This is a genomic window from Pseudomonas sp. RL, assembly GCF_000647775.1.
In the GTDB taxonomy this organism is placed as follows: domain Bacteria; phylum Pseudomonadota; class Gammaproteobacteria; order Pseudomonadales; family Pseudomonadaceae; genus Serpens; species Serpens flexibilis.
Genome location: NZ_JBOY01000001.1, coordinates 1 through 21,331, shown reverse-complemented (window position 1 = coordinate 21,331; position 21,331 = coordinate 1). Strand labels below are relative to the sequence as shown.

The window sequence follows — 21,331 nt, the reverse complement described above, 5'->3', positions numbered from 1 at the left end:
ACTCTCGCAGCTCAGGAGAGCCTATCGTGGCCATTCGTTCCTACCGCAACCACACGCCCCGCCTCGGCGAGCGGGCCTTCGTCGACGCCAGCGCGGTGCTGATCGGCGACATCGAACTCGGCGCGGACAGCTCGGTGTGGCCGCTGGCGGTGATCCGCGGCGACATGCACCGCATCCGCATCGGCGCGCGCACCAGCATCCAGGACGGTTCCGTCCTGCACATCACCCACGCCGGGCCGTACAACCCGGAGGGTTATCCGCTGACCATCGGCGACGAGGTCACCGTCGGCCACAAGGTGACCCTGCACGGCTGCACCCTGGGCAACCGCATCCTGGTGGGCATGGGCGCCATCGTCATGGACGGCGTGGTGGTGGAGGACGAGGTGGTGATTGGCGCCGGCAGCCTGGTGCCGCCGGGCAAGCGGCTGGAAAGCGGCTATCTGTATGTGGGCAGCCCGGTGAAGCAGGCCCGTCCGCTGAGCGACGCGGAAAAGGCTTATTTCAGCTACACCGCCGGCAACTACGTGAAGCTGAAGGATCAGCACCTGGCAGAAGGGTACGACCGCTAATGCACCACGACACCATTCTCTTCGACCTCGACGGCACCCTGACCGACCCCCGCGAGGGCATCACCCGCTCGGTGCAGCACGCCCTGGCGCAACTGGGCATCCACGAGCCGGACCTGGCCGCCCTGGAGCATTTCATTGGCCCGCCGCTGCTGCAGTGCTTCATGAGCAGCTATGGGATGGACGAGGAACGGGCCTGGCAGGCGGTGCATCACTACCGCGAGCGCTTCCGCGTTACCGGCCTGTACGAGAACCGCCCGTTCGACGGTATCGGCACGCTGCTCGAAGAGCTGCGCGGGCAGGGCCGCCGCCTGTTCATCGCCACCAGCAAGCCCACGGTGTTCGCGGCGGAGATCGCCCGGCACTTCGGCTTCAACCAGCATTTCGAGCGCATCTATGGCAGCGAGCTGGACGGCACGCGCACCGACAAGCGCGAGCTGATCGGCTACCTGGTGGAGAGCGAAGCGCTGGACCCGGCGCGCACGCTGATGATCGGCGACCGCAAGCACGACCTGATCGGCGCCCGTCACAACGGCCTGGCCTGCGCCGCCGTGGGTTACGGCTTCGGCAGCCGCGAGGAGCTGCTGGCCGAGGCGCCGGACTGGCATTTCGAAAGCCTGGACGCGCTGCGCAGCGCCTTTCTGGGCAGCCAGGCCGCCTAGATCGGCGGACTTCTGCCGCGATGGGGCGCCACGCCTGAAGCGTCGCGGCTGAAGCCCCGGCTACGGGTTTTCCGTTCCCGTCGGCGGCCGGTCGAGTTCCCCGTCCCCCTGCAATGCAGCCAGCCGGCTGCGGCGCTGCTCGGCGGACACCCCGCCGAGCTGGCGCACCGCCTCGTGGAAGGCCGACCAGTCCTCGCCCACCTCGGCGAACAGCCGCGCGAAGGCCGGCACCCACTGGTCGTACAGCGCGAAGGGCAGCAGGCTGGCGTTGTTCAGCGGCCCGGCCATGAAACGGTCGAAATTGGCCACCTGGTCGGCCTCGCGCAGCCGGCGGTAGTCGGCCCGCAACTGCGCCAAGGCCTCGGCCTTGGCCTGACGCAGCGCCTCCACCGAGCGCGGCGCGGCATAGAGCACGCGCAGGCGTTCGCGGGTGTCCAGAATCAGCGCAACGAACGCCCGGTGCCGTTGCTCCGCCGCGCCATCGGGCGCCGGCAGGCCGCGCCGCGCGCGCCACTCGCGCAAGCCCTGACGCTCCACGAAGCTGGCGTAGGACTCGTTGAACGCCGTGTCGCCCGGCAGGTAGAAGCGCTGGTGCGCCAGTTCGTGGAAGATCAACCCGGCCAGTTGCTCGTCGTCGCGGCGCAGCATGCTGCTGAGCAGCGGATCGGCAAACCAGCCCAGGCTCGAGTAGGCGTCCACGCCGCCCAGCCACACATCCAGGCCGCGGGCGCGTAGCCGCGCGGCGGCGGCTTCGGCCAGCTCGAGGCGGAAGTAGCCCCGGTAGGCCACACAGCCGGCCAGCGGGAAGCATTGCGGACTGGCCTCCACGGAAAATTCCGGCGTGGCCATCAGACTCCAGAGCACATGGGGCCGGTCCAGCTCGACGTAGCTCAGGTAGCTGCGGTTGTCGGGCAGCCCCAACACCTGGCTGGCGAAATGCCGGGCCTGCACGGCGACGCCCAGACGCGCGCGCAGCTGGGGGTCGCGCCGTTGGTCGGAAAGCACCTGAGTGATCGGCTCACGCTGGCGCAGGAGTTGCAGCTGGCCCGTTGCCATCTGGTGGTAGTAGCCAAGATTGACGCAACCGCTCAGCCAGAGGCACAGCAGCCAGGGAACCGCACGGCAGGACCAGCGGTCGAGAACCCTGAATCGTCGCGCTTTCCCGCTGGCCGCTGTAGGTTTTCCTGGCCCCCTACGCCGTCGACCGGAGTCCATCATGCGCGTCACCCTGCTGAGTCTCTGCCTGCTGGTCCTACCGGGCTGCTCCCTGCTGTCGGGCCCCGACGCCGAGCGCGCCTGGGTCGACCTGCAAAGCGCCGCCGATAATCGCCTGGTCACCCTGGAGCTGGACGGCTCGCCGTGGCGCAAGAACCACTTCCGGCTGGCGCCCGGCGCCCACCAGCTGGCGGTGCGCTACCAGTTCGACGTCAATCCCCGCGACATCGGCGGGGACACTCCCCACCGTCGCGATTGCCGGCTGACCCTGGCGTACGACGACTTTACCCCAGGCCAGCGCTACCGCCTGCAAGCCGGGCAGCATGGCTTCCGACCCTGGATCCGCCTGTACGATCCCTACGACCGTCTGGTCGCACGCGGCGCGGAACAGGGCTGTCGCGGCGGCTAGCATGCGCCCCGTCGCGGCCTTGCTCGGACTGCTGCTCGGCTCCTGCGCCGCACCGGTCCCGCCGGCCGATCCCGGGCAGGCGCGGATCAGCCTACGCGCCGCCCCGGCCGATGTGCTGAGCGCCCAGCGACTGGACGGCCAGCGGCTCGCCGACGGTCGCTATGTTGACGTGGCGCCCGGCACCCATGAGCTGCAACTGCGCTACCAGTACGACAGCCGGCAGGGCAGCGGCCTGTTCGGCGAGCCGCGCCGGGTCACCTGCGAGCTGCGCCTGCGTTATGCCCACTTCCAGGCCGGCAGGGACTATCGTTTCGAAGCCCGGCCGCTGGCCCTCAAGGCCCAGGGCTGGTTATACGACCAGGACGGCACCGAGCCGCTGGCCCGCGCGGAAGTGGTACGCTGCGGGCCGTTTTGACCGACCGGGAGTCCCGCCATGCGTCGCCTTGCCGATACCCGTTTCTCCATCCTCGATCTGGCACCGATCCGTGACGACGGCACGCCGGCCGACGCCCTGCACAATGCCCTGGCGCTGGCGCGGCATGCCGAGTCGCTGGGTTTCGAGCGCTTCTGGGTGGCCGAACACCACAACATGGACGGCATCGCCAGCTCGGCCACCGCCGTGCTGATCGGTTATCTGGCCGCCGGCACCTCGCGCATCCGCCTCGGTGCCGGCGGCGTGATGCTGCCCAACCATTCCCCCCTGGTGGTCGCCGAACAGTTCGGCACGCTGGAAGCGCTCTATCCGGGGCGGATCGACCTGGGCCTGGGCCGCGCGCCCGGCGCCGACCCGTTCACCGCGCGCGCCCTGCGCCGCGATCGTCTGGGCAGCCCGGACGATTTCCCCCAGGACGTGGAGGAACTGCAGGCCCTGCTCGGCCCGCGCCAGCCCGGGCAATCGGTGATTGCCATGCCGGGCATCAACAGCCGCGTGCCGATCTGGCTGCTCGGCTCCAGCCTGTTCAGCGCCCGTCTGGCCGCCGCCAAGGGGCTGCCCTACGCGTTCGCCTCGCACTTCGCACCGCAGTACATGCACCAGGCCATCGCCCTGTACCGCGAGGAGTTCCAGCCCTCGGACGTGCTCGACCGCCCGCAGGTGATGCTCGGTGTGCCGCTGGTGGCGGCGGACAGCAACGAGGAAGCCGAGTACCTGGCTACCACGCTGTACCAGCGCGTGCTGGCGCTGATCCGCGGCCACAGCCTGCGCATGCAGCCGCCAGTGGCCGACATGCGCGACCTTTGGCTGCCCCAGGAGCAGGAGGCGGTGAACAATTTCCTTGGCGTGGCGGTGATCGGCGGACCCGAGCGGGTTCGCGAGCGCCTGGAGCGGCTGCTCGACCGCACCCAGGCAGACGAACTGATGTTCACCTGCGACCTCTACGACAACGCCGCGCGCCTGCGCAGCCTGGACGTCCTGACCAACCTGCGCTGATCCGGCGATCCGGCTATGGCCCGCGCCGCGGTAGCACCGGCGCCTGGGTTTCGAGCGCCGCCTGCACGGCCGAAGCCATGTAGTGGACGAAGGAGCGTGTCAGGTGGTCTCGATCGCGCCACATCAGGTGGCCGTCGAAGTACGCCGGACAGCGCCCGTCCACACACAGCAAGTGGCTCAGGTCCAGGGCGTGGAAACCCGGCAGCCGCTCCTCCAGCGCGCGCGCCGGATTTACCACCAGCAGCACCTCCTGCATCGGCCGCGCACAGCGGCTGGCGCGCGCCGGGTTCTGCCAGACGCAAGCACTGGGGTCGCGGCGGAACCAGGGATTGTCACGGATACCGATCACCGGGATGTCCAGTGCCAGGACCTTCCTCAGACTTTCCACCAACCCGTCCGGCACAAACTCGACAGCGTCCGCCCGGCCTGGCGAGAAGGAACGGGTCGCGGTGGTGATCACCACGTTCGGCCGCAGCGCCGCCAGCACCGGCAGCAGGCCGGCATTCCACCGCCGGCAGTCCTCGCTGCGCGACGCCACCGGCTGATAGCCCAGCGAGCAGGCCGACATGACAATGGTGACCAGCCGGAACCCGTAGCGGCGGCCGATCTCCGAGAAGGCCGGCTCCCATTGCGAAGCGTGGGAACCACCGACCAGCGCCACCAGCGGCGCGGCTTCGAGGTCGCCGAAGGTGCACAGGATGATCTCGGCGCTGAACATGCCACGGTCACAGCTTTCCCGCGCGGCGGGACTGATGTCGCGCTTGACGCCCATGAAACGCGCCAGCGACACGCTGCGGGCGTTGTCCTGCAGGCTGATGCGGCTGCCGGTGAAGAAGCCCCGGGATTCGCCGCCCTGTTCCGCCATGCGCAGCCGGTCGAGAATCACATGCTTGCCCCCTACCCAGAGCGCGAATACCGGCATCAGGCACAGCACACCGAGCATGAAGGCGCGCCAGGGCTGGTTGCGCGGGATGCGACGCGCCGGTGTCTCCACCAGCAGGCTGGTGAGGATGGCCAGCAGCAGCGACAGCCCGATCACCAGCAGGCCCTGCGGCAGGTTGACCTGATCGACCCCGTGCAGGTGCAGCATGAAGACCAGTACCGGCCAGTGCCACAGGTAGAGGGTGAAGGACACGCCTCCCAGGTACACCAGCTGGCGGGTGGACAACAGTCGCTGGATTACCGAGGCCTCGCGGCGGGCGCCGCCATACAGCAGCAGGGCGGCGGCCAGCACCGGCAGCAGCGCGGCCACGCCCGGGAACGGCATGTCCCGAGGCACCAACACGCCGGTGCCCAGCAGCAGGACCAGCCCCAGGCCAGACAGCGCCAGGCTCAGCCGGCGGCCGGGCCCCGAGAGCAGGGGCAAGGCCAGCGCCAGCAGGGCACCGACGAGAAACTCCCAGAGTCGGGCCAGAGGATTGAAGTAGGCGCGCACCGGGTTTGCCTCGGTGGCCGACAGGCCATAGGCGAAGGAGAGCAGGGCCCCGCCGCCGATGACCAGCAGCAGCGGCCAGCGGGAGCCGAAGCGGCGCGCCAGCCACAGGGCGACGCCCAGCAACCCGGGCAGCAGCAGATAGAACTGCATCTGCATGGACAGCGCCCAGAACTGCTGGAAGGGGCTGGGCGGCATGTGGCGATCCAGATAGTTCGCGCCGCTGCGCATCAGGTGCAGATTCTCCAGCTGCAGGGCGCTGAACAGCAGGTCGTCGATCACGGTGCGCCAGAGCGGCGCGGGAACGTACAGATAGCCAAACAGCAGGGTGCACAGCAGGACCAGATACGCCGCCGGGGCCACCCGCTTGACCACGCCGGCCCAGAACTCGATCGGTCGCAGGCGCCCACCATTGGCGGCCTGGCGCAGCAGCAGACCGGCCATCAGGTAGCCGGACACCACGAAGAACACGTCGACGCCGCCGGATACCTTGTGGACCCACAGGTGGAATATCAGGATCAGCAGGGCGCCCAGGGCGCGCATGCCCTGCACGTCGTCACGAAAACGATTGTCCTGGTAGGGGCGCAGCAGCGCCCGTCGGTCGGTTGCGGAATGCGCCTGATAGCCGCGCTGGATCAGCTCTTCCGCCGCACTGCCAGTCGCTCCTCCGTGAGCCATGGCGAGGGCGCCCGATCAGGGCAACGGCCGGATCGGCTCGGGCAGCGACGTCGGCCCGGCATCCCGCTCATCCTCAGGCAGGGGCGCCGTGTCGGCGTCCTCATCGTCCGGCAGCGTATCGGGCAGTTCGGCGCGGCCGCGCCGATAGAGGATTTCCTTGCTGCCCCCTTCGCAGGTCCCGACCACGGTCCAGCCCACCGCCCCTCCGGGGTTGGTGATTTCCAGCTGGTATTCATGCACGCCCCGGGCTTGCAGCTTGGCGGCGATCTCCGCCTTGAGCTCCTCGCAGGGCTTGGACGCAGCCTGGAGCTCAGTGCCTAGCAGCATCAGCCCGAGGATCGGCAACAGGTTCATGGCGGCCTCCTCAGCTGTTGGCGATGCGGAAGCCGACCTTGAGCGTCACCTGGAAATGCCCGACCGCGCCGTTGACGATGTGCCCGCGCGTGCTGACCACTTCGAACCATTCCAGCAGGCGCAGACTCTTGCCCGCCTCGGTCAGCGCACTCTGGATGGCGTCTTCGATGCTGGTGGGGGAGGTGCCGACCAGCTCGACCAGCTTGTAGGTGTGATGATCCGACATGTCGCCGCTCTCCTGATGAAGGGCCCTGGCCCGTACGGTCATGGACAGCGGACCGCTGGATGAGTGCGCCCGCATGGGCTGGGGAACAGCATAGAAAAGCCTTGCCGTTACGCCAGCGCGGCACGCAACCAGTCGGCCAGTCGCTCGGCGCGCCGATCCAGGCGCCGGCGCGGCACCCAGAGGGCCAGCCGCGCCGGGGTCTCCACGAAGCCCCAGGGCGCCAACAGACGGCCGGCGGCCAGGTCGTCGGCCACCAGCTGCTGCGGGGCGATGGCCACGCCCAGGCCGGCCAGCGCAGCTTCCAGCAGGTAGTAGAGGTGCTCGAACCCCTGGCCAAGGCGCAGTTGCCCCGGCTGCAGCCCCTGGCTGCGCAGCCAGGTGGGCCACGCCTGGGGCCGCGAGACGGTGTGCAACAACGCCTCGTCAAGCAGCGCCTCCGGCGGCGCCGCGCCCAATTGCGCCGCCCGGGGATGGTGCGGACTGAGCACCGGACCGATGCGCTCGGCGGCCAGCTCGAACACGGCAACATCGGCCGGCCAGGGCGGCTCGGCAAACCACAGGGTGGCGTCCAGGCCGGCGCGGCGCGGGTCCAGCTCGCCTTCGCTGGCCGACAGCTGCAGACGTAACTCCGGCAGCTCGCGCTGCAGGCGATCCAGGCGTGGGATGAACCAGCGCGCCAGCAGGCTGCCCGGGCAGCCGAGCACGAAGGGCGCCTCGCTGGCCTGGTGCTGCAGTTCGGCGCACAGCGTGGCCAGCCGCTCGAAGGCCTCGCTGGCCACCGCGCCGAGACGGGCGCCGGCATCGGTGAGTTTTACGCCGCGCCCTTCCTTCTCCAGCAGTGCCACGCCGAGGGTCTGTTCCAGGTTGGCGAGCTGCCGACTGACCGCCCCATGGGTAACGTGTAGCTCGTCGGCCGCGCGTTTCAGGCTACCTAGGCGCGCCACGGCCTCGAAGGCGCGCAGGGCATTGAGCGGGGGAAGCGAGGCGGTCATAGGTGATATTTCCTGACGAATTGCGGCAATCTTATCGCTTTTTAAGGCATCGGGGATTGGTTAAGGTCTGACCATCGCTGCAACGCCCCTCGAATCCAGGAGCCTACCCATGACCTCATTACGCAACGGACCCGACGCCAAGGGCCTGTTCGGCAGCTTCGGCGGCCAGTACGTCGCCGAAACCCTGATGCCGCTGATCCACGAACTGGCCGCCGAATACGAGAAGGCCAAGCAGGATCCGGCGTTCCTCAAGGAACTGGCCTACTTCCAGCGCGACTACATCGGCCGCCCGAGCCCGCTGTACTTCGCCGAACGCCTCACCGAGTTCTGCGGCGGCGCGAAGATCTACCTCAAGCGCGAGGAGCTGAACCACACCGGCGCGCACAAGATCAACAACTGCATCGGCCAGATCCTGCTGGCCAAGCGCATGGGCAAGCAGCGCATCATTGCCGAGACCGGCGCCGGCATGCACGGCGTGGCCACCGCCACCGTGGCCGCACGCTTCGGCATGCAGTGCGTGGTGTACATGGGCACCACCGACATCGACCGGCAGCAGGCCAACGTGTTCCGCATGAAGCTGCTCGGCGCCGAGGTGATTCCGGTCACCGCCGGCACCGGCACCCTCAAGGACGCCATGAACGAGGCGCTGCGCGACTGGGTGACCAACGTGCACGACACCTTCTACCTGATCGGCACCGCTGCCGGCCCGCACCCGTACCCGGCCATGGTGCGCGACTTCCAGTCCGTCATCGGCAAGGAGACCCGCCAGCAGATGCAGGAACAGGAGGGCCGCCTGCCCGATAGCCTGATCGCCTGCATCGGCGGCGGCTCCAACGCCATCGGCCTGTTCCACCCGTTCCTGGATGACGCCTCGGTGCAGATCGTCGGTGTGGAAGCCGCCGGCCACGGCATCGACACCGGCAAGCACGCCAGCAGCATGAACGGCGGCACCCCGGGCGTGCTGCACGGCAACCGCACCTTCCTGCTGCAGGACGACGACGGGCAGATCATTGATGCCCACTCGATTTCCGCCGGCCTGGACTACCCGGGCGTCGGCCCCGAGCACGCCTGGCTGCACGACATCGGCCGCGTCGAGTACGTGCCGATCACCGACGACGAGGCGCTGGCCGCCTTCCACCAGTGCTGCCGCCTGGAAGGCATCATCCCGGCGCTGGAGTCGTCCCACGCCCTGGCGGAGATGTTCAAGCGCGCGCCGCAGCTACCCAAGGACCACCTCATGGTGGTCAACCTGTCCGGCCGCGGCGACAAGGACATGCAGACCGTGATGCACCACCTGAAGCTTGAGGAGACCCGCGCATGAGCCGCCTGCAGACCCGCTTCGCCGAACTGAAACAGCAGAATCGCGCCGCGCTGGTGACCTTCCTGACCGCCGGCGACCCGGACTACGCCACCGCCCTGCACATCCTCAAGGGTCTGCCGGACGTCGGCGCCGACGTGATCGAGCTGGGCATGCCGTTCACCGACCCGATGGCCGACGGCCCGGCGATCCAGCTGGCCAATATCCGCGCCCTGGGCAATGGCCAAAACCTGGCGAAAACCCTGCAGATGGTCCGCGAGTTCCGCGAGGACAACCAGACCACGCCGATCGTGCTGATGGGCTACTTCAACCCGATCCACCACTACGGCGTGCCGCGCTTCATCGAGGATGCCAAGGCCGCCGGCGTGGATGGCCTGATCGTGGTCGACCTGCCTCCGGAGCACAACGCCGACCTGTGCGACCCGGCCCAGGCCGCCGGCCTCGACTTCATCCGCCTGACCACGCCGACCACCGACGATGCGCGCCTGCCGGTGGTGCTCAACGGCAGCTCCGGCTTCGTCTACTACGTCTCCGTGGCCGGCGTCACCGGTGCCGGCTCGGCGAGCATGCAACAGGTCGACGAAGCCGTCGCCCGCCTGCGTCGCCACACCGACCTGCCACTGTGCATCGGCTTCGGCATCCGCACCGCCGAACACGCCGCCGACGTGGCCCGTCGCGCCGACGGCGTGGTGGTCGGCTCGGCGCTGGTCGACCGCATAGCCAAGGCCGACACACCGAAGCAGGCCATCCATGACGTGCTGGCGCTGTGCAGCGAGCTGGCGGCCGGGGTGCGCGGAGCGCGCGGCTGACCGCCGGTTTCAGCGCAACGAAAAAGCCGCTGCGTCCGGGAGGACGCAGCGGCTTTTTCATGCCTGCCCTGCGCCGAAGCACAGGGTAGGTAAGGGTTCATCAGAAGTCGTAACGCAGCTTGGCCGAGAAGGTATCCGAGCTGTAATCCGACTTACCGAAGTAGTCGTAGCTCACACCCAGGGTTAGTGCGCCCAGACGGTAGTCGGCACCCAGGCCGGCCTCGTAGCTGTTGCGCTCCGGCTTGGCGCCGGTGGTGACGAACGGCGTGCCACCCAGTACGAAGCTGGACGTGCTTTGAGCCTGGTCGGCGATCAGGTCGTGGTAAGCCATCAGCTTGATGCGCGGCGAGATGCTGCCTCGCTCCAGGTCGATGCGGCCAACCAGCTGCACGCCCGCGCCCAGCTCGCCCACTTCGTAGCGCTGCTTTTTGGTGTTCAGCGCAGCGGAGGAGCCAGTTTCCTCGATCTCGTCGATCTCCACGTTGCTGTAGCGTGCAGTGACCTGCGGCTCGACCACTACGGTGCCCTGCAGCGGGTACGTGTAGCCCGCAGTCAGGTTCACGCCTAGCAGGGTGCTGTCATAGTCGGCCTTGGCCAGGGTACTGGCGATACGACGTTCGCCTTCGTTGGCGTTCTGACCGTAGGTCAGGCTGCCATCCACGAAGAAGCCGTTCTGGACGAAGCCGCTGTACAGGGTGAAGTTGTGGCCCTGCACCTCGGTCCTGTTGCCGCCTTCGGCATCCACATCGGTGTCCAGGAAGCTGTAGGCCAGCCCCAGGGTGAGCTGATCGTTCAGCTTGCCATCCAGACCAACGGCGATGCCGGTGGTGCTGGCATCGAAGCCGGCCACGCCGTCGCGCAGGTCCTGGGTGGCGTCGCTGTTCAGCACCTGTACCCAGACACCGGTTTGCCCGAAGGCGCCGCCGGAGGACATGCCGCGCGCGCCGCCGGTACGGCCGGAGGCGACGTTACTGACCATCGACTGACCGGAAACGGCGGCCTGGCTGGCGGCGCCGCTGACTTCGGGGGCCAGTTGGCGGATGACCTGCTGCTGCTGTTCCAGGGTTCCGCCAGTAAGGATCTGGGCGACGGGGTCGTTCGCCGGCAGGTTCGCATCACCCAGGACGGCGATAAACGACTCGGCCGCCTTGGCGGCGTTGACCGCACTCTGATCGGCCTTGTCGCCCGGCTGGGTGATGATGTCCTGGATCTCGGCTTGGCCTTTTCCGGTCACGGTGGCGACCAGGCTGTTGCCCTCGGCCTTGAAGGTATCAACCTTGAGCAGGGTGGAACTGCTGGTCACCGTCACGCCGTTGTTGGCCAGAGTACCCGCTTCAACCAGGGTGTACTGGCTGCCTTCGGCCTTGAAGTCACTACCCTTGGCGGCCAGCTTGATCTGCGAGCCTGCTCCAAACTCGGCGCTGCCGGTCACCGCCAGCAACGGCTTGTCCTTTTGGGTGGTGGTGCTCAAGGTCATGCCCAGAGAGGAATCGCCAGCTACCTTAAGGCTGCCATCAAGTTCGGTATGTGCCTGGCCCAGTTCCAGATGGCCGGGGTAGCTGACAACACCTATTTCATCACGCACACCGACCGCCAGCACGCCCCCTTGGGCCAGCTTGATACGGGCCACGTCGGTCTTGCCTTCACGCTTAAACGTCGCGTTACCGAATACATCAATATTGCTCAGGCCGAGCAAATCACCGCTGATGGTGCCTTGCTCCCAGAGCAGTTTGACCGGCATCGGGCTGTACCACGCATTGGCCGCGCCGCTTTCCACCTCGATGGCTGCGCGCTGCGAAACGATAGCCCCCTTATTCCAGATCTCGACCTGATGAAGTGCGGTGGCCTCCACCTGCTCGCCAATGTGAATGGCGGCATGTTCGCCCTGAATCAGGCCACTGTTGACGATATGGGCTTCCTCACCGGTGTCGCCAAATGCGGTGTAGCTGATATCGAGACCCACACTACCTTTTCCAGTCGCAACAATGCGGCCCTTTTCACCGTTGCGGATCTGCAGAAGCTCAACCTCATCAAGGGTGACCGCAGCAGCGATTTTCCGGTAGGTCTCATCCTCTTCAATAGAGTCAACGGAGTCGCCCTGAACCTCGATGCTGCCGTCGTTGATCAGCTTGCCTTCCAGCGTCATCCAGTCGAGGCTCAAACCGGTGGCATTGGTGCTTTCGGCGCGGATGGTGCCGGAGTTGCGAACATCACCGGCCAGCGAGGAGTCTTCGATCACCAGCGCGGTGACCCCTACCGCGTGGCGCCAGGAGCCGGACGCATCGGAGCCTTCATCAAGATAGGTTTCACCCTTGACCGAAATGCTGCCTTCATTGATGACGTCGCCGCCGATTTCGTGTTCGGAGATCAGCATACCAATGGCCAGTTGGCCCTCGGCAGTGATGGAGGCCTTATTGCGGATGGTGCCACCGACTGCGGACGTGTAACCCACAACGCTTCCCCACAAGGTGTTTCCAAACTGGTCCGTGGCATAGATTTCATCACCCTCAGCGACCACACCGGAGACACCCCAGGTATCCACATCCATTACGGTGACAGTTTCAAATTTCTGCGTGTCTGGGTTCCAAACCTGGTATGTGTCCTCATATTCCTCGCTGACTGTATCGCCCTTGACGCTGATTGCGCCCTCGATGGTCAGGTCGCCGCCAACCTTAGAGTCCCACAATTCGATCCCGGCGATACCGTTACCCCGCACGTCGATGTTGGTGTCGAAGTTCAGATTCTGGCTGAACACCGTATCGCGAGCTGTTACCACGCCACTTAGCTCTCGATCCCAATCGATAGAGAATTCGCCTTGGTGGCCACCCTTCACTGCATAGTCAAGGGCCCAGTAATTGTTATTGCTTATATTTAGATAGGGCTTCAGTTGCTCAATAGTCTGAGCCTGCGCCGACAGCGCGGAGCCAGTGATGGCCAACGTCAGAAGGGTCTTGCGGAAGGTAGAGGGAGTCACGACTAGTTCCTTAATTGCGTAACTAAACGACCATCCATGCGCCAGCCGGCGACTCGTAGGGATGGAGCCCGCCTGAATGATATCAATTTGACTTCACCGGTAAAGGCTGGGTGGGGCGGCGCTGACACCGGCCATCCCGCCGGTCGCACCTCCCGGACGGTGTCAGGTCTGTTGAGCTGACACTCACGGGAGGATCCATCATGTCCTGGTTCGGCAACCACTCATCATCGACCCAGACCGACGTCGAAGCAGAGCTGACGCGCCTGCGGCGCGCCCTCGAGGAACTGAGCCGTGAACACCTGCGCGGCCAGCATGGCTTGTCCGGCTTGCGCAGCCGGGCCGAAACGCTCTGGCACGATCGCGACTGGCACGCGCGGGATCTGCTGGACAGTACCCGGGCGGCCGGGCGCGCGGCGCAGGACTGCGCGCGCCAGCATCCGCTGGCCGGCGTGGCGCTGCTGCTGGGGATCGGCGCGGCGATCGGCTGCTATGCCTATTGCCGGCGCCACCCGGAGCACTACAGCAACTGGCGACGCAACATCTGAAGGACCGGCTCCGCCTGGGGGCGCACACCGCGCCACAGGAAGAACGCTTCCGCCGCCTGCTCGACCAGCATGCCCAAGCCGTCGCGGGTCACCGCGCCGTGGTCTGCGGCCCACTGGTTGAAGGCGGTTGGCCGGGCGCCGTACATCATGTCGTAGCACAGGGTATGGCCGGGACGGATCAGGTGCGGATCGATCGGCGGCACGTCGCCGGCCAGGCTGGCCGAGGTGCCGTTGACGATCAGGTCGAACGGCTCGCCCGCGTAATCGAACCCACAGGCGCGCAGCGGGCCGAGGTCGGCGAAGGCCTCGGCCAGGGCTTCGGCCTTGGCCGGCGTGCGGTTGGCGATCAGCAGTTCCGCCGGCCGCTCGGCAAGGAAGGGTTCGAGGATGCCCCGCACCGCGCCGCCGGCGCCGAGAATCAGGATGCGCTGGCCGCGCAGGGCAACACCGGCGTTGTGGGTCAGGTCGCGCACCAGGCCGGCGCCATCGGTGTTGTCGCCGAGCAGACGGCCATCGTCGAGCTTCTTCAGGGTGTTCACCGCGCCGGCGCGCTGCGCGCGCGCGGTCAGGGTGTCGGCCAGGCGAAACGCCTCTTCCTTGAACGGCACGGTGACGTTGCCGCCCAGGCCGCTGCGGAAGAACGCGCGGGCGAAACCGGCGAAATCATCCAGTGGCGCCAGCAGTGCCTCGTAGGTCAGCGCCTGGCCGGTCTGTTCGGCGAACAGGCGGTGGATCAGCGGCGATTTGCTGTGGGCAATGGGGTTGCCGAAGACGCCGTAGCGGTCCATGAAAGGCTCCAGACTGCAAACATGAAAAAGGCCGACGGTGGCCACGGCACGCCGTGACCACCCTACGCTGCGACTAGGACGCCAGCCAGTCGCGGGCGGTCAGAAAGTGCTCGGTCAGCCGCGCCTCTTCGCTGCCCGGCTCGGGGTGCCAGTCGTAGCCCCAGCGCACCTTGGGCGGCAGCGACATGAGGATCGACTCGGTGCGTCCGCCCGACTGCAGGCCGAACAGGGTGCCACGGTCGAACACCAGGTTGAACTCCACGTAGCGGCCGCGCCGGTATTCCTGGAAGGCTTTCTGGGCTTCGGTGAACGGCGTGGCCTTGCGGCGCTGCACGATCGGCAGGTAGGCCTCCAGATAGGCGTCACCGATGGCGCGCAGGAAGGCGAAGCTGGTGTCGAAGTCCCAGTCGTTCAGGTCGTCGAAGAACAGCCCGCCGATGCCGCGCGGCTCGTTGCGATGCTTGAGGAAGAAGTAGCGGTCGCACCATTCCTTGAAGCGCGGGTAGACATCCGCGCCGAACGGCGCGCAGGCGTCGCGGGCCACGCGGTGCCAGTACACGCAGTCTTCCTCGTGGGCGTAGTAAGGCGTCAGGTCGAAGCCGCCGCCGAACCACCACACCGGCTCGGCGCCTTCCTTCTCGGCGCAGAACAGTCGCACGTTGGCGTGGGAGGTGGGCACGTGCGGGTTATCCGGGTGGATGACCAGCGACACGCCCATGGCCTGAAAGCCGCGCCCGGCCAGTTCCGGCCGGTGGGCGCTGGCCGACGGCGGCAGGTTGTCACCGAACACGTGGGAGAAGTTCACGCCGCCTTTTTCGATCAGCGAGCCGTCACCGATCACCCGCGTGCGGCCACCGCCACCGGCCGGGCGCTGCCAGGCGTCCTCGACGAAGCGCGCGCGGCCGTCCTCGGCCTCCAGCGCGGCACAGATACGATCCTGCAGGTCGAGCAGGTAGGCTTTGACGGCATCGAGCGGGACACTCATGAACCCAGCACCTTGGCGAAGTTGGTAAACAGGCGCGAAAGCATACCATCCGCGCGGTTGACGCCGGTGTCGGGGAGGGTTTCGATAGGCGCTTTTCCTGTGGAGATCCAGAATGGCCAAGCGTATCCAGTTCAGCGCCCACGGCGGCCCCGAGGTGCTTGAATACCGCGACTACACGCCCGCCGCGCCCGGCCCCCATGAAGTGCGGGTACGCAACCGCGCCATCGGTCTGAACTTTATCGACACCTATTTCCGCAGCGGGCTGTACGCGCCGCCGGCGCTGCCGTCCAGCCTGGGCACCGAAGGTGCCGGCGAGGTGGAGGCGCTGGGCAGCGCGGTGACCGGCTTCAAGGTCGGCGACCGGGTCGCCTACGCCACCGGCCCGCTGGGCGCCTACAGCGAGCTGCATGTGCTGCCGGCCGACAAGCTGGTCAAACTGCCGGAGGCCATCTCCTTCGAGCAAGCCGCCGCCGTGATGCTCAAGGGGCTGACCGTGCAATACCTGCTGCGCCAGACCCACGAACTGCAGCCGGGCGAGTTCTGCCTGTTCCACGCCGCCGCCGGTGGCGTGGGTTCGCTGGCCTGCCAGTGGGCCAGGGCCATCGGCGCCAAGCTGATCGGTGTGGTCGGTTCGGCGGAAAAGGCCGAGCGCGCCAAGGCACTAGGCGCCTGGGCGACCATCGACCGCAGCCGCGAGGACATCCGTCAGCGCGTGCTGGAGCTGACCGGCGGCGCCAAGTGCCCGGTGGTCTACGACTCGGTGGGCAAGTCCACCTGGGAAATCTCCCTGGACTGTGTGGCGCCGCGCGGCCTGCTGGTCAGCTTCGGCAATGCCTCCGGTGCGGTGAGCGGCGTCAACCTGGGCGTGCTGGCGCAGAAGGGATCGCTGTACGTCACCCGTCCGACCCTGGCCGGCTACGCCAACACTCCGGACCGCTTGCAGGCGATGGCCGACGAGCTGTTCGGCATGATCACCCGCGGCCAGATCCAGGTGGAAATCAGCCAGCGCTATGCGCTGGCTGATGCCGCCGAGGCGCAGCGGGCGCTGGCGGCGGGGGAGACGGTGGGGTCGACCATCCTGCTGCCGTAGTCGTTGGCGAAGGGGGGGAAGCCGTTGGCATCCATCGCGGCTGAAGCTGCTCCCAGAGGTTCCGTGCAACCGTAGGGTGGACAACGTTTTCCTTGTCCACCAACGCGCCGGCCCGGCGCGCCTCGGCGACCAGAACAGCGCTGACCGCTACGGAACGTGCGCGGCGGGAGGCGTACCGCTCAGGACGGGCGGATCACCTTGCCGGTGGCCAGATCGCGGATCAGGCTTGGATTGCGCCGACCGCCCAGCTCGCCACCCAGCAGGCCATCCAGCTGGTTGTGGAAGTACTGTTCGACGCGCAGGCGGCTGCGCGCCGAAGGACGCCCGGCCGGATTGGCGGAAGTGGAGACCAGCGGGCCGGTGTGGGCGCACAGGGCCCGCACCAGCGGATGGTCGCTGACCCGCAGCGCCACGGTGGCATGCCGCCCGGTGATCCAGGCGGGCAGGCGGTTCTGATGGGGCACCAGCCAAGTGTTCGGACCCGGCCAGGAATCGGCCAGGCGCAGCAGCCATTCGCCGGGCAGGTCGTTGAGCAGGAAATCGAACTGGGTGGCGCGGGCGGCCACCAGGATCAGCCCCTTGTGCATGGGTCGCGACTTGAGGGCCAGCAGACGGCGCACCGCCGCCTCGTTCCAGGGATCGCACCCCAAGCCCCAGACCGCTTCGGTCGGATAGGCGATCACCCCGCCACCCTTCACCACGCCCGCCACCTGGCGGATGCGCCAACTGCTGTTCATGCCACTCGCTCTACCGAAAAAACCGGGCGCGCAGTGTACCGCAAGCGCCCGTCCGCGTTGCGCTGCGCCGCTATTTGGCCAGCCCGCTCCAGATGCCCGCCTGACAGGCCACCCGGCCATCGATCTCCAGCTCGGTCAGCTCGGCCAGCACCCGCGCCATCGGCCAGCCACTGGCCACCGCCAGCGCCTCGCTGCTGTGCGGGGCGGCCCACAGCAGGGCAAGCAGCGGATGCTGCTTCTGTTCGGCCGACTGCGCGCCAGACGGAGCGACAGGCGCAAGTCGCTGCCAGCCGCGCAGTTGCTGGAGGATGTCATCGACGCTTTCCACCAGGCTGGCGCCGTCGCGGATCAACTGATGGCAGCCGCGCGCGCCCGGATGGTGAATCGAACCCGGCACGGCGAACACCTCACGCCCCTGATCCGCAGCCAGTCGCGCAGTAATCAGCGAACCACTGGAAGGACTCGCCTCGATCACCAGCACTCCCAGCGACAGCCCACTGATGATGCGATTGCGGCGGGGAAAATTGGCCGGCAGCGGTGGCGCATCCAGCGGCTGTTCGGAAACCAGCGCGCCGCCCTCGGCGCGCATGCGTTCGGCGAGACGCCGATGTCGGGCGGGGTAGAGGCGCAGCAGCCCGGAGCCGAGCACGCCGATGGTTCCGCCGCCCGCCTGCAGCGCGCCCTCGTGGGCGGCACCGTCGATGCCCAGCGCCAGCCCGCTGGTGACCACGAAACCGCCACCGGCCAGTTCCCGGGCGAAACGGCCGGCACATTCCAGCCCCGGCCGCGAGGCGTTCCGGCTGCCGACGATGGCCAGCTGCGGACGCTCCAGCAGCCCCGGATAACCGGCGACGAACAGCAGCGGCGGGGCGTCATCCAGCTCGGCGAGCAGCGCCGGATAGCCGGGGTGGTCCCAGCACAGCAGGTGCTGGTCGGGCTGCTGCAGCCAGGTCAGAGCGTCCTGCGCAGACTGGCGCACCAACGCGCTGCGACGCGCTTCCGCGCACACCGCCGGCAGCCCCAGTGCGCGCCAGGCGGAGGCCGGTGCGCTAAGGGCGGCACTGGCGGTTTCGAAGGCCTGCAACAGGCGCCGGAAACGACGCGGGCCCAGTTCCGGCAAGGCGTGCAGACGCAGACGCGCTTCCAATTCGGCAGGCGAGGTCAGGTGGTTCATGCGATCGTCCCTGATCGGCTCGGAAAGGCTGCAAGGATAGCCGCGGGTAACGGCCGACGCCCTGTGCACACCGTTTCGGCGGCCAAGCACTGCGTTATACGTCCTACACGGCGGGGCACCGGTGATCGTAAGGTGGTCAACGCTCCGCGTTGGCCACCACGGCGGCCACGAAAGGGCACAAAAAAGCCGCTCTGCCAGGGGGCGAGAGCGGCTGGGTGATCCCTGGAACCGGGTCAGGGATTGCGAATCTTGTCGAGCACCGCCATCTGCCGGGTGGCCTGCAGGATCAGACCGTAGCTGAGCTTGTCGTAGGCGCGGAACACCATCAGCAGGCCGGCGCGCTCATCGGGAATCTTGACCTGCTCGCCGGTGAGGCGGTCGCGCACCGTTTCGCCGGTCTTGTAGACGGCCAGCACGTTGCCCTCGCTCAGGCCGTCGCGACGGCCCTTGTTGAGGGTGACCACGTCGTATTGGCCGATCTGCGTCACGCCGCGCGGCACGTCGAGGATCAGCCCGTCGATGGTCTGCAATGGCTCGCTGGGCACGAAGGAGGAGGTGAGGGTGCGTTCCTCGGTGGAAAACAGCCGGTCGGCGATGCGGATTTCCTGGGTGGAGCGGGTCAGACGCAGGGTGGTGATGTCGCCCTCCTCGCCGATGCGCTGGCCGGTGCCGATGTCGTCGGCATTGATGCCCAGCACTTCCCGGGTGACCGGATCGATGTAGGTGCGGCCCTGGCGATAGATGCCGTACACCGGCTCGCCATTGGGGAAGCGTCCGCGGGCGTAGACGCGATCGTCCTTGCCGCTGATCACGCGTTCGGCGTTGCCGGCGACTATGTAGGGTGCGCGCTCGAAATCCTCCGCGCTGTCGACGATGCGGTTGGCCAGCAGGAAGCTGTTGATCGCTTCCAGCGGAATCGGCGCGATCGCCTCGATCAACGGGGTACTGCGCACCTGCGGGGACAGCTTGACCGTACCGCGCGAGGTGCCGCGCTCCAGGGTCAGGCGCGGCTGACCATCCACATACACCAGGCTGAGCACATCGCCCGGATAGATGAGGTGGGGGTTCTCCACCTGCGGATTCACGTGCCAGATCTGCGGCCATTTCCAGGGTCGGTCGAGAAACCGCGCGGAGATATCCCACAGGGTATCGCCCTTGACGACCGTGTAGCGCTCCGGATGTCCGTCGCGCAGCTCAACCTGGGCCTGGGCCAGGCCGCCACCGGCCAGCAGCAGCAGGGCGAGTAGTGTTTTCCTCATGGGCTGAATCCCTTTATGATGTGGCTCCGCGCAAAACTGCCCGACCTCGCTTCAAACCCTTGAAAACCGTGGTTTGCAGGCACTTTTGCACCGCTGCCGGATCTTAGCAGTGGGCCTTTTTCCAATTGCATACCTGTTTCACAAACGCTTATGGCCATTCTCAACATCCTCGAATTCCCCGATCCGCGGCTGCGCACCCTCGCCAAGCCGGTGGAGGTGGTCGATGACAGCATTCGTCAGCTGGTCGACGACATGTTCGAGACCATGTATGCCGCTCCCGGCATCGGCCTGGCGGCAACCCAGGTGAACGTACACAAGCGCGTGGTGGTCATGGATTTGTCCGAGGACAAGTCCGAGCCCCGGGTCTTCATCAACCCGGAGTTCGAGCCGCTGACTGACGAGATGGACCAGTACCAGGAAGGCTGTCTGTCGGTGCCCGGCTTCTATGAGAACGTCGATCGCCCGCAGAAGGTGAAGATCAAGGCGCTGGACCGCGACGGCCAGCCCTACGAGCTGATCGCCGAAGGCCTCCTGGCGGTGTGCATCCAGCACGAGTGCGACCACCTCAACGGCAAGCTCTTCGTCGATTACCTGTCGCAGCTCAAGCGCGACCGCATCAAGAAGAAGCTGGAAAAACAACACCGCCAGCAGGCGTGATCCGAACCCAAAGGCTTGCTTCGGCAAGCCTTTTTCGTCAGTGAGCTCCCATGCGTATCGTCTTCGCCGGCACTCCCGAATTCGCCGCCCAGCACCTGCGGGCCCTGCTTGAGGCAGGCCGCCAGGTGGTGGCCGTCTACACCCAGCCCGATCGCCCGGCCGGCCGCGGCCAAAAGCTGATGCCCAGCCCGGTCAAGCAACTGGCGATGACCCACAACATCCCGGTTTATCAGCCGCAGACGCTGCGTGATCCGGCCGCCCAGGCGGAACTGGCCGCCCTGCAACCCGACCTGATGGTGGTGGTCGCCTATGGACTGATCCTGCCGCAGGCCGTGCTGGATACTCCGCGCCTGGGCTGCATCAACAGCCACGCTTCGCTGCTGCCGCGCTGGCGTGGTGCGGCGCCGATCCAGCGCGCGGTGGAAGCCGGTGATGCCGAATCGGGCGTGACGGTGATGCAGATGGAAGCCGGCCTGGATACCGGGCCGATGCTGCTCAAGGTGACCACGCCGATCAGCGCCGAGGATACCGGCGGCACGCTGCATGACCGCCTGGCCGAACTGGGCGCGCGCGCCATCGTCGAGGCCGTCGACGGCCTGGAGGCCGGTACGCTCAAGGGACAAGCACAGGACGATGCGCTGGCCTGCTATGCCCACAAGCTCAGCAAGGACGAGGCGCGTCTGGACTGGAGCCGTCCGGCCGTCGACCTGGAGCGGCAGATCCGCGCGCTGCATCCGTGGCCGATCTGCCACAGCGGCCTGTCCGGCGAAGCGGTGAAGGTGCATGCGGCACAGCTCGCTGACGGCAGCGGCGCGCCGGGCACGATTCTCGACGCCGGCAAGGACGGCCTGCGCGTGGCCTGCGGCCAGGGTGCGCTGCTGCTCACCCGCCTGCAGTTGCCGGGCGGCAAGCCGCTGGCTTTCAGCGACCTGTACAACAGCCGCCGCGAGCAGTTCGCCGCCGGCCTGGTGTTCGGCGCATGAACCCGCGCCTGGCGGCCGCCCAGGCCCTGGCGGCCGTCCTGCAGGGCCG

21 protein-coding genes and 1 pseudogene are annotated in these 21,331 nt (G+C 67.3%); 11 read left to right on the top strand and 11 right to left on the bottom strand.

Annotation, left to right across the window (positions count from 1 at the left end; all coding sequences use genetic code 11):
* Nucleotides 1-26: 26 nt before the first annotated feature.
* Nucleotides 27-569 carry a gamma carbonic anhydrase family protein gene (locus AS93_RS0100110; protein ID WP_027588677.1) on the top strand — a complete coding sequence of 181 codons (543 nt, stop codon included), beginning with the start codon at nt 27-29 and terminating at the stop codon, nt 567-569.
* Nucleotides 569-1,228: an HAD family hydrolase gene (locus tag AS93_RS0100105; RefSeq protein ID WP_027588676.1), complete on the top strand. Its 660-nt coding sequence runs from the start codon at nt 569-571 to the stop codon at nt 1,226-1,228. The genes AS93_RS0100110 and AS93_RS0100105 overlap by 1 nt, the downstream gene beginning before the upstream one ends.
* A gap of 60 nt (nt 1,229-1,288) precedes the next feature.
* Here the strand turns inward: AS93_RS0100105 and AS93_RS18465 are convergent, their stop codons facing one another.
* On the bottom strand, nt 1,289-2,335 hold the full coding sequence (locus AS93_RS18465) for an aminopeptidase (RefSeq protein WP_051587292.1): 1,047 nt from the start codon (nt 2,333-2,335) through the stop codon (nt 1,289-1,291).
* Between the two features lie 109 nt (nt 2,336-2,444).
* Here AS93_RS18465 and AS93_RS0100095 point away from each other — a divergent pair, with 109 nt between their 5' ends.
* The 3 genes from AS93_RS0100095 to AS93_RS0100085 are packed head-to-tail and all read left to right on the top strand — an operon-like array spanning nt 2,445 to nt 4,281.
* Nucleotides 2,445-2,852 carry a hypothetical protein gene (locus tag AS93_RS0100095; protein ID WP_027588675.1) on the top strand — a complete coding sequence of 136 codons (408 nt, stop codon included), beginning with the start codon at nt 2,445-2,447 and terminating at the stop codon, nt 2,850-2,852.
* 1 nt (nt 2,853) lies between these two features.
* Complete coding sequence (locus AS93_RS0100090; protein ID WP_027588674.1) at nt 2,854-3,267, top strand: hypothetical protein; 414 nt, start codon at nt 2,854-2,856, stop codon at nt 3,265-3,267.
* A gap of 18 nt (nt 3,268-3,285) precedes the next feature.
* Nucleotides 3,286-4,281, top strand: a complete 996-nt coding sequence (locus AS93_RS0100085) for an LLM class flavin-dependent oxidoreductase (RefSeq protein ID WP_027588673.1) — start codon at nt 3,286-3,288, stop codon at nt 4,279-4,281.
* Nucleotides 4,282-4,294: 13 nt separating this feature from the next.
* Here the strand turns inward: AS93_RS0100085 and AS93_RS0100080 are convergent, their stop codons facing one another.
* The 4 genes and pseudogenes from AS93_RS0100080 to AS93_RS0100065 all read right to left on the bottom strand — a co-directional run bounded on the left by AS93_RS0100080 (nt 4,295) and on the right by AS93_RS0100065 (nt 7,963).
* Entirely contained in the window at nt 4,295-6,391 is a 2,097-nt protein-coding gene (locus AS93_RS0100080; RefSeq protein WP_027588672.1) for an acyltransferase family protein, read from the bottom strand.
* Nucleotides 6,392-6,526: 135 nt separating this feature from the next.
* Nucleotides 6,527-6,745: pseudogene (locus tag AS93_RS21015) on the bottom strand (DUF1161 domain-containing protein); the annotation flags it as partial.
* Nucleotides 6,746-6,755: 10 nt separating this feature from the next.
* The gene (locus tag AS93_RS0100070; protein WP_027588671.1) at nt 6,756-6,971 is read right to left on the bottom strand and encodes a dodecin; all 216 of its coding nucleotides are present in this window, start codon (nt 6,969-6,971) and stop codon (nt 6,756-6,758) included.
* Nucleotides 6,972-7,078: 107 nt separating this feature from the next.
* Nucleotides 7,079-7,963 carry a LysR family transcriptional regulator gene (locus tag AS93_RS0100065; protein WP_027588670.1) on the bottom strand — a complete coding sequence of 295 codons (885 nt, stop codon included), beginning with the start codon at nt 7,961-7,963 and terminating at the stop codon, nt 7,079-7,081.
* A 109-nt stretch (nt 7,964-8,072) separates the two neighbouring features.
* Between AS93_RS0100065 and trpB the strand changes: the two genes are divergently transcribed.
* The gene (gene trpB / locus AS93_RS0100060; RefSeq protein ID WP_027588669.1) at nt 8,073-9,284 is read left to right on the top strand and encodes a tryptophan synthase subunit beta; all 1,212 of its coding nucleotides are present in this window, start codon (nt 8,073-8,075) and stop codon (nt 9,282-9,284) included.
* Complete coding sequence (gene trpA / locus AS93_RS0100055; protein WP_027588668.1) at nt 9,281-10,090, top strand: tryptophan synthase subunit alpha; 810 nt, start codon at nt 9,281-9,283, stop codon at nt 10,088-10,090. The genes trpB and trpA overlap by 4 nt, the downstream gene beginning before the upstream one ends.
* 100 nt (nt 10,091-10,190) lie before the next feature.
* On the opposite strand, the gene AS93_RS0100050 is transcribed toward trpA, so the two are convergent.
* On the bottom strand, nt 10,191-13,064 hold the full coding sequence (locus AS93_RS0100050; protein WP_155956088.1) for an autotransporter outer membrane beta-barrel domain-containing protein: 2,874 nt from the start codon (nt 13,062-13,064) through the stop codon (nt 10,191-10,193).
* Nucleotides 13,065-13,264: 200 nt separating this feature from the next.
* Here AS93_RS0100050 and AS93_RS18455 point away from each other — a divergent pair, with 200 nt between their 5' ends.
* Nucleotides 13,265-13,609: a hypothetical protein gene (locus AS93_RS18455; protein WP_051587286.1), complete on the top strand. Its 345-nt coding sequence runs from the start codon at nt 13,265-13,267 to the stop codon at nt 13,607-13,609.
* On the opposite strand, the gene aroE is transcribed toward AS93_RS18455, so the two are convergent.
* Both aroE and hemF read right to left on the bottom strand, forming a co-directional pair.
* On the bottom strand, nt 13,582-14,397 hold the full coding sequence (aroE, locus tag AS93_RS0100040) for a shikimate dehydrogenase (RefSeq protein WP_027588666.1): 816 nt from the start codon (nt 14,395-14,397) through the stop codon (nt 13,582-13,584). The two genes, AS93_RS18455 and aroE, sit on opposite strands and share 28 nt — an antisense overlap.
* 73 nt (nt 14,398-14,470) lie before the next feature.
* A complete protein-coding gene (hemF, locus tag AS93_RS0100035; protein WP_027588665.1) occupies nt 14,471-15,382 on the bottom strand; it encodes an oxygen-dependent coproporphyrinogen oxidase in 912 nt (303 codons plus the stop codon).
* Nucleotides 15,383-15,494: 112 nt separating this feature from the next.
* Between hemF and AS93_RS0100030 the strand changes: the two genes are divergently transcribed.
* Complete coding sequence (locus tag AS93_RS0100030; protein ID WP_027588664.1) at nt 15,495-16,472, top strand: NADPH:quinone reductase; 978 nt, start codon at nt 15,495-15,497, stop codon at nt 16,470-16,472.
* Nucleotides 16,473-16,651: 179 nt separating this feature from the next.
* On the opposite strand, the gene AS93_RS0100025 is transcribed toward AS93_RS0100030, so the two are convergent.
* The 3 genes from AS93_RS0100025 to AS93_RS0100015 all read right to left on the bottom strand — a co-directional run bounded on the left by AS93_RS0100025 (nt 16,652) and on the right by AS93_RS0100015 (nt 19,642).
* Complete coding sequence (locus AS93_RS0100025; RefSeq protein WP_027588663.1) at nt 16,652-17,209, bottom strand: Sua5/YciO/YrdC/YwlC family protein; 558 nt, start codon at nt 17,207-17,209, stop codon at nt 16,652-16,654.
* A gap of 70 nt (nt 17,210-17,279) precedes the next feature.
* A complete protein-coding gene (dprA, locus tag AS93_RS0100020) occupies nt 17,280-18,383 on the bottom strand; it encodes a DNA-processing protein DprA (protein WP_027588662.1) in 1,104 nt (367 codons plus the stop codon).
* 233 nt (nt 18,384-18,616) lie between these two features.
* A complete protein-coding gene (locus AS93_RS0100015) occupies nt 18,617-19,642 on the bottom strand; it encodes a LysM peptidoglycan-binding domain-containing protein (protein WP_027588661.1) in 1,026 nt (341 codons plus the stop codon).
* Nucleotides 19,643-19,792: 150 nt separating this feature from the next.
* Between AS93_RS0100015 and def the strand changes: the two genes are divergently transcribed.
* Both def and fmt read left to right on the top strand, forming a co-directional pair.
* Entirely contained in the window at nt 19,793-20,299 is a 507-nt protein-coding gene (gene def, locus AS93_RS0100010) for a peptide deformylase (protein WP_027588660.1), read from the top strand.
* Nucleotides 20,300-20,349: 50 nt separating this feature from the next.
* Nucleotides 20,350-21,282 (top strand): methionyl-tRNA formyltransferase, encoded by a 933-nt coding sequence (fmt, locus tag AS93_RS0100005; protein ID WP_027588659.1) that lies wholly within the window; start codon nt 20,350-20,352, stop codon nt 21,280-21,282.
* Nucleotides 21,283-21,331: the final 49 nt, after the last annotated feature.

Coding starts and splice junctions, on each gene's coding strand:
- AS93_RS0100080 (WP_027588672.1), bottom strand. CDS start 6,391: ATGGCTCACGGAGGAGCGACTGGCAGTGCGGCGGAAGAGCTGATCCAG.
- AS93_RS0100095 (WP_027588675.1), top strand. CDS start 2,445: ATGCGCGTCACCCTGCTGAGTCTCTGCCTGCTGGTCCTACCGGGCTGC.
- AS93_RS0100030 (WP_027588664.1), top strand. CDS start 15,495: ATGGCCAAGCGTATCCAGTTCAGCGCCCACGGCGGCCCCGAGGTGCTT.
- fmt (WP_027588659.1), top strand. CDS start 20,350: ATGCGTATCGTCTTCGCCGGCACTCCCGAATTCGCCGCCCAGCACCTG.
- AS93_RS18455 (WP_051587286.1), top strand. CDS start 13,265: ATGTCCTGGTTCGGCAACCACTCATCATCGACCCAGACCGACGTCGAA.
- aroE (WP_027588666.1), bottom strand. CDS start 14,397: ATGGACCGCTACGGCGTCTTCGGCAACCCCATTGCCCACAGCAAATCG.
- AS93_RS0100105 (WP_027588676.1), top strand. CDS start 569: ATGCACCACGACACCATTCTCTTCGACCTCGACGGCACCCTGACCGAC.
- AS93_RS0100085 (WP_027588673.1), top strand. CDS start 3,286: ATGCGTCGCCTTGCCGATACCCGTTTCTCCATCCTCGATCTGGCACCG.
- AS93_RS0100090 (WP_027588674.1), top strand. CDS start 2,854: ATGCGCCCCGTCGCGGCCTTGCTCGGACTGCTGCTCGGCTCCTGCGCC.
- def (WP_027588660.1), top strand. CDS start 19,793: ATGGCCATTCTCAACATCCTCGAATTCCCCGATCCGCGGCTGCGCACC.
- AS93_RS0100025 (WP_027588663.1), bottom strand. CDS start 17,209: ATGAACAGCAGTTGGCGCATCCGCCAGGTGGCGGGCGTGGTGAAGGGT.
- hemF (WP_027588665.1), bottom strand. CDS start 15,382: ATGAGTGTCCCGCTCGATGCCGTCAAAGCCTACCTGCTCGACCTGCAG.
- trpB (WP_027588669.1), top strand. CDS start 8,073: ATGACCTCATTACGCAACGGACCCGACGCCAAGGGCCTGTTCGGCAGC.
- dprA (WP_027588662.1), bottom strand. CDS start 18,383: ATGAACCACCTGACCTCGCCTGCCGAATTGGAAGCGCGTCTGCGTCTG.
- AS93_RS0100015 (WP_027588661.1), bottom strand. CDS start 19,642: ATGAGGAAAACACTACTCGCCCTGCTGCTGCTGGCCGGTGGCGGCCTG.
- AS93_RS0100070 (WP_027588671.1), bottom strand. CDS start 6,971: ATGTCGGATCATCACACCTACAAGCTGGTCGAGCTGGTCGGCACCTCC.
- AS93_RS0100065 (WP_027588670.1), bottom strand. CDS start 7,963: ATGACCGCCTCGCTTCCCCCGCTCAATGCCCTGCGCGCCTTCGAGGCC.
- trpA (WP_027588668.1), top strand. CDS start 9,281: ATGAGCCGCCTGCAGACCCGCTTCGCCGAACTGAAACAGCAGAATCGC.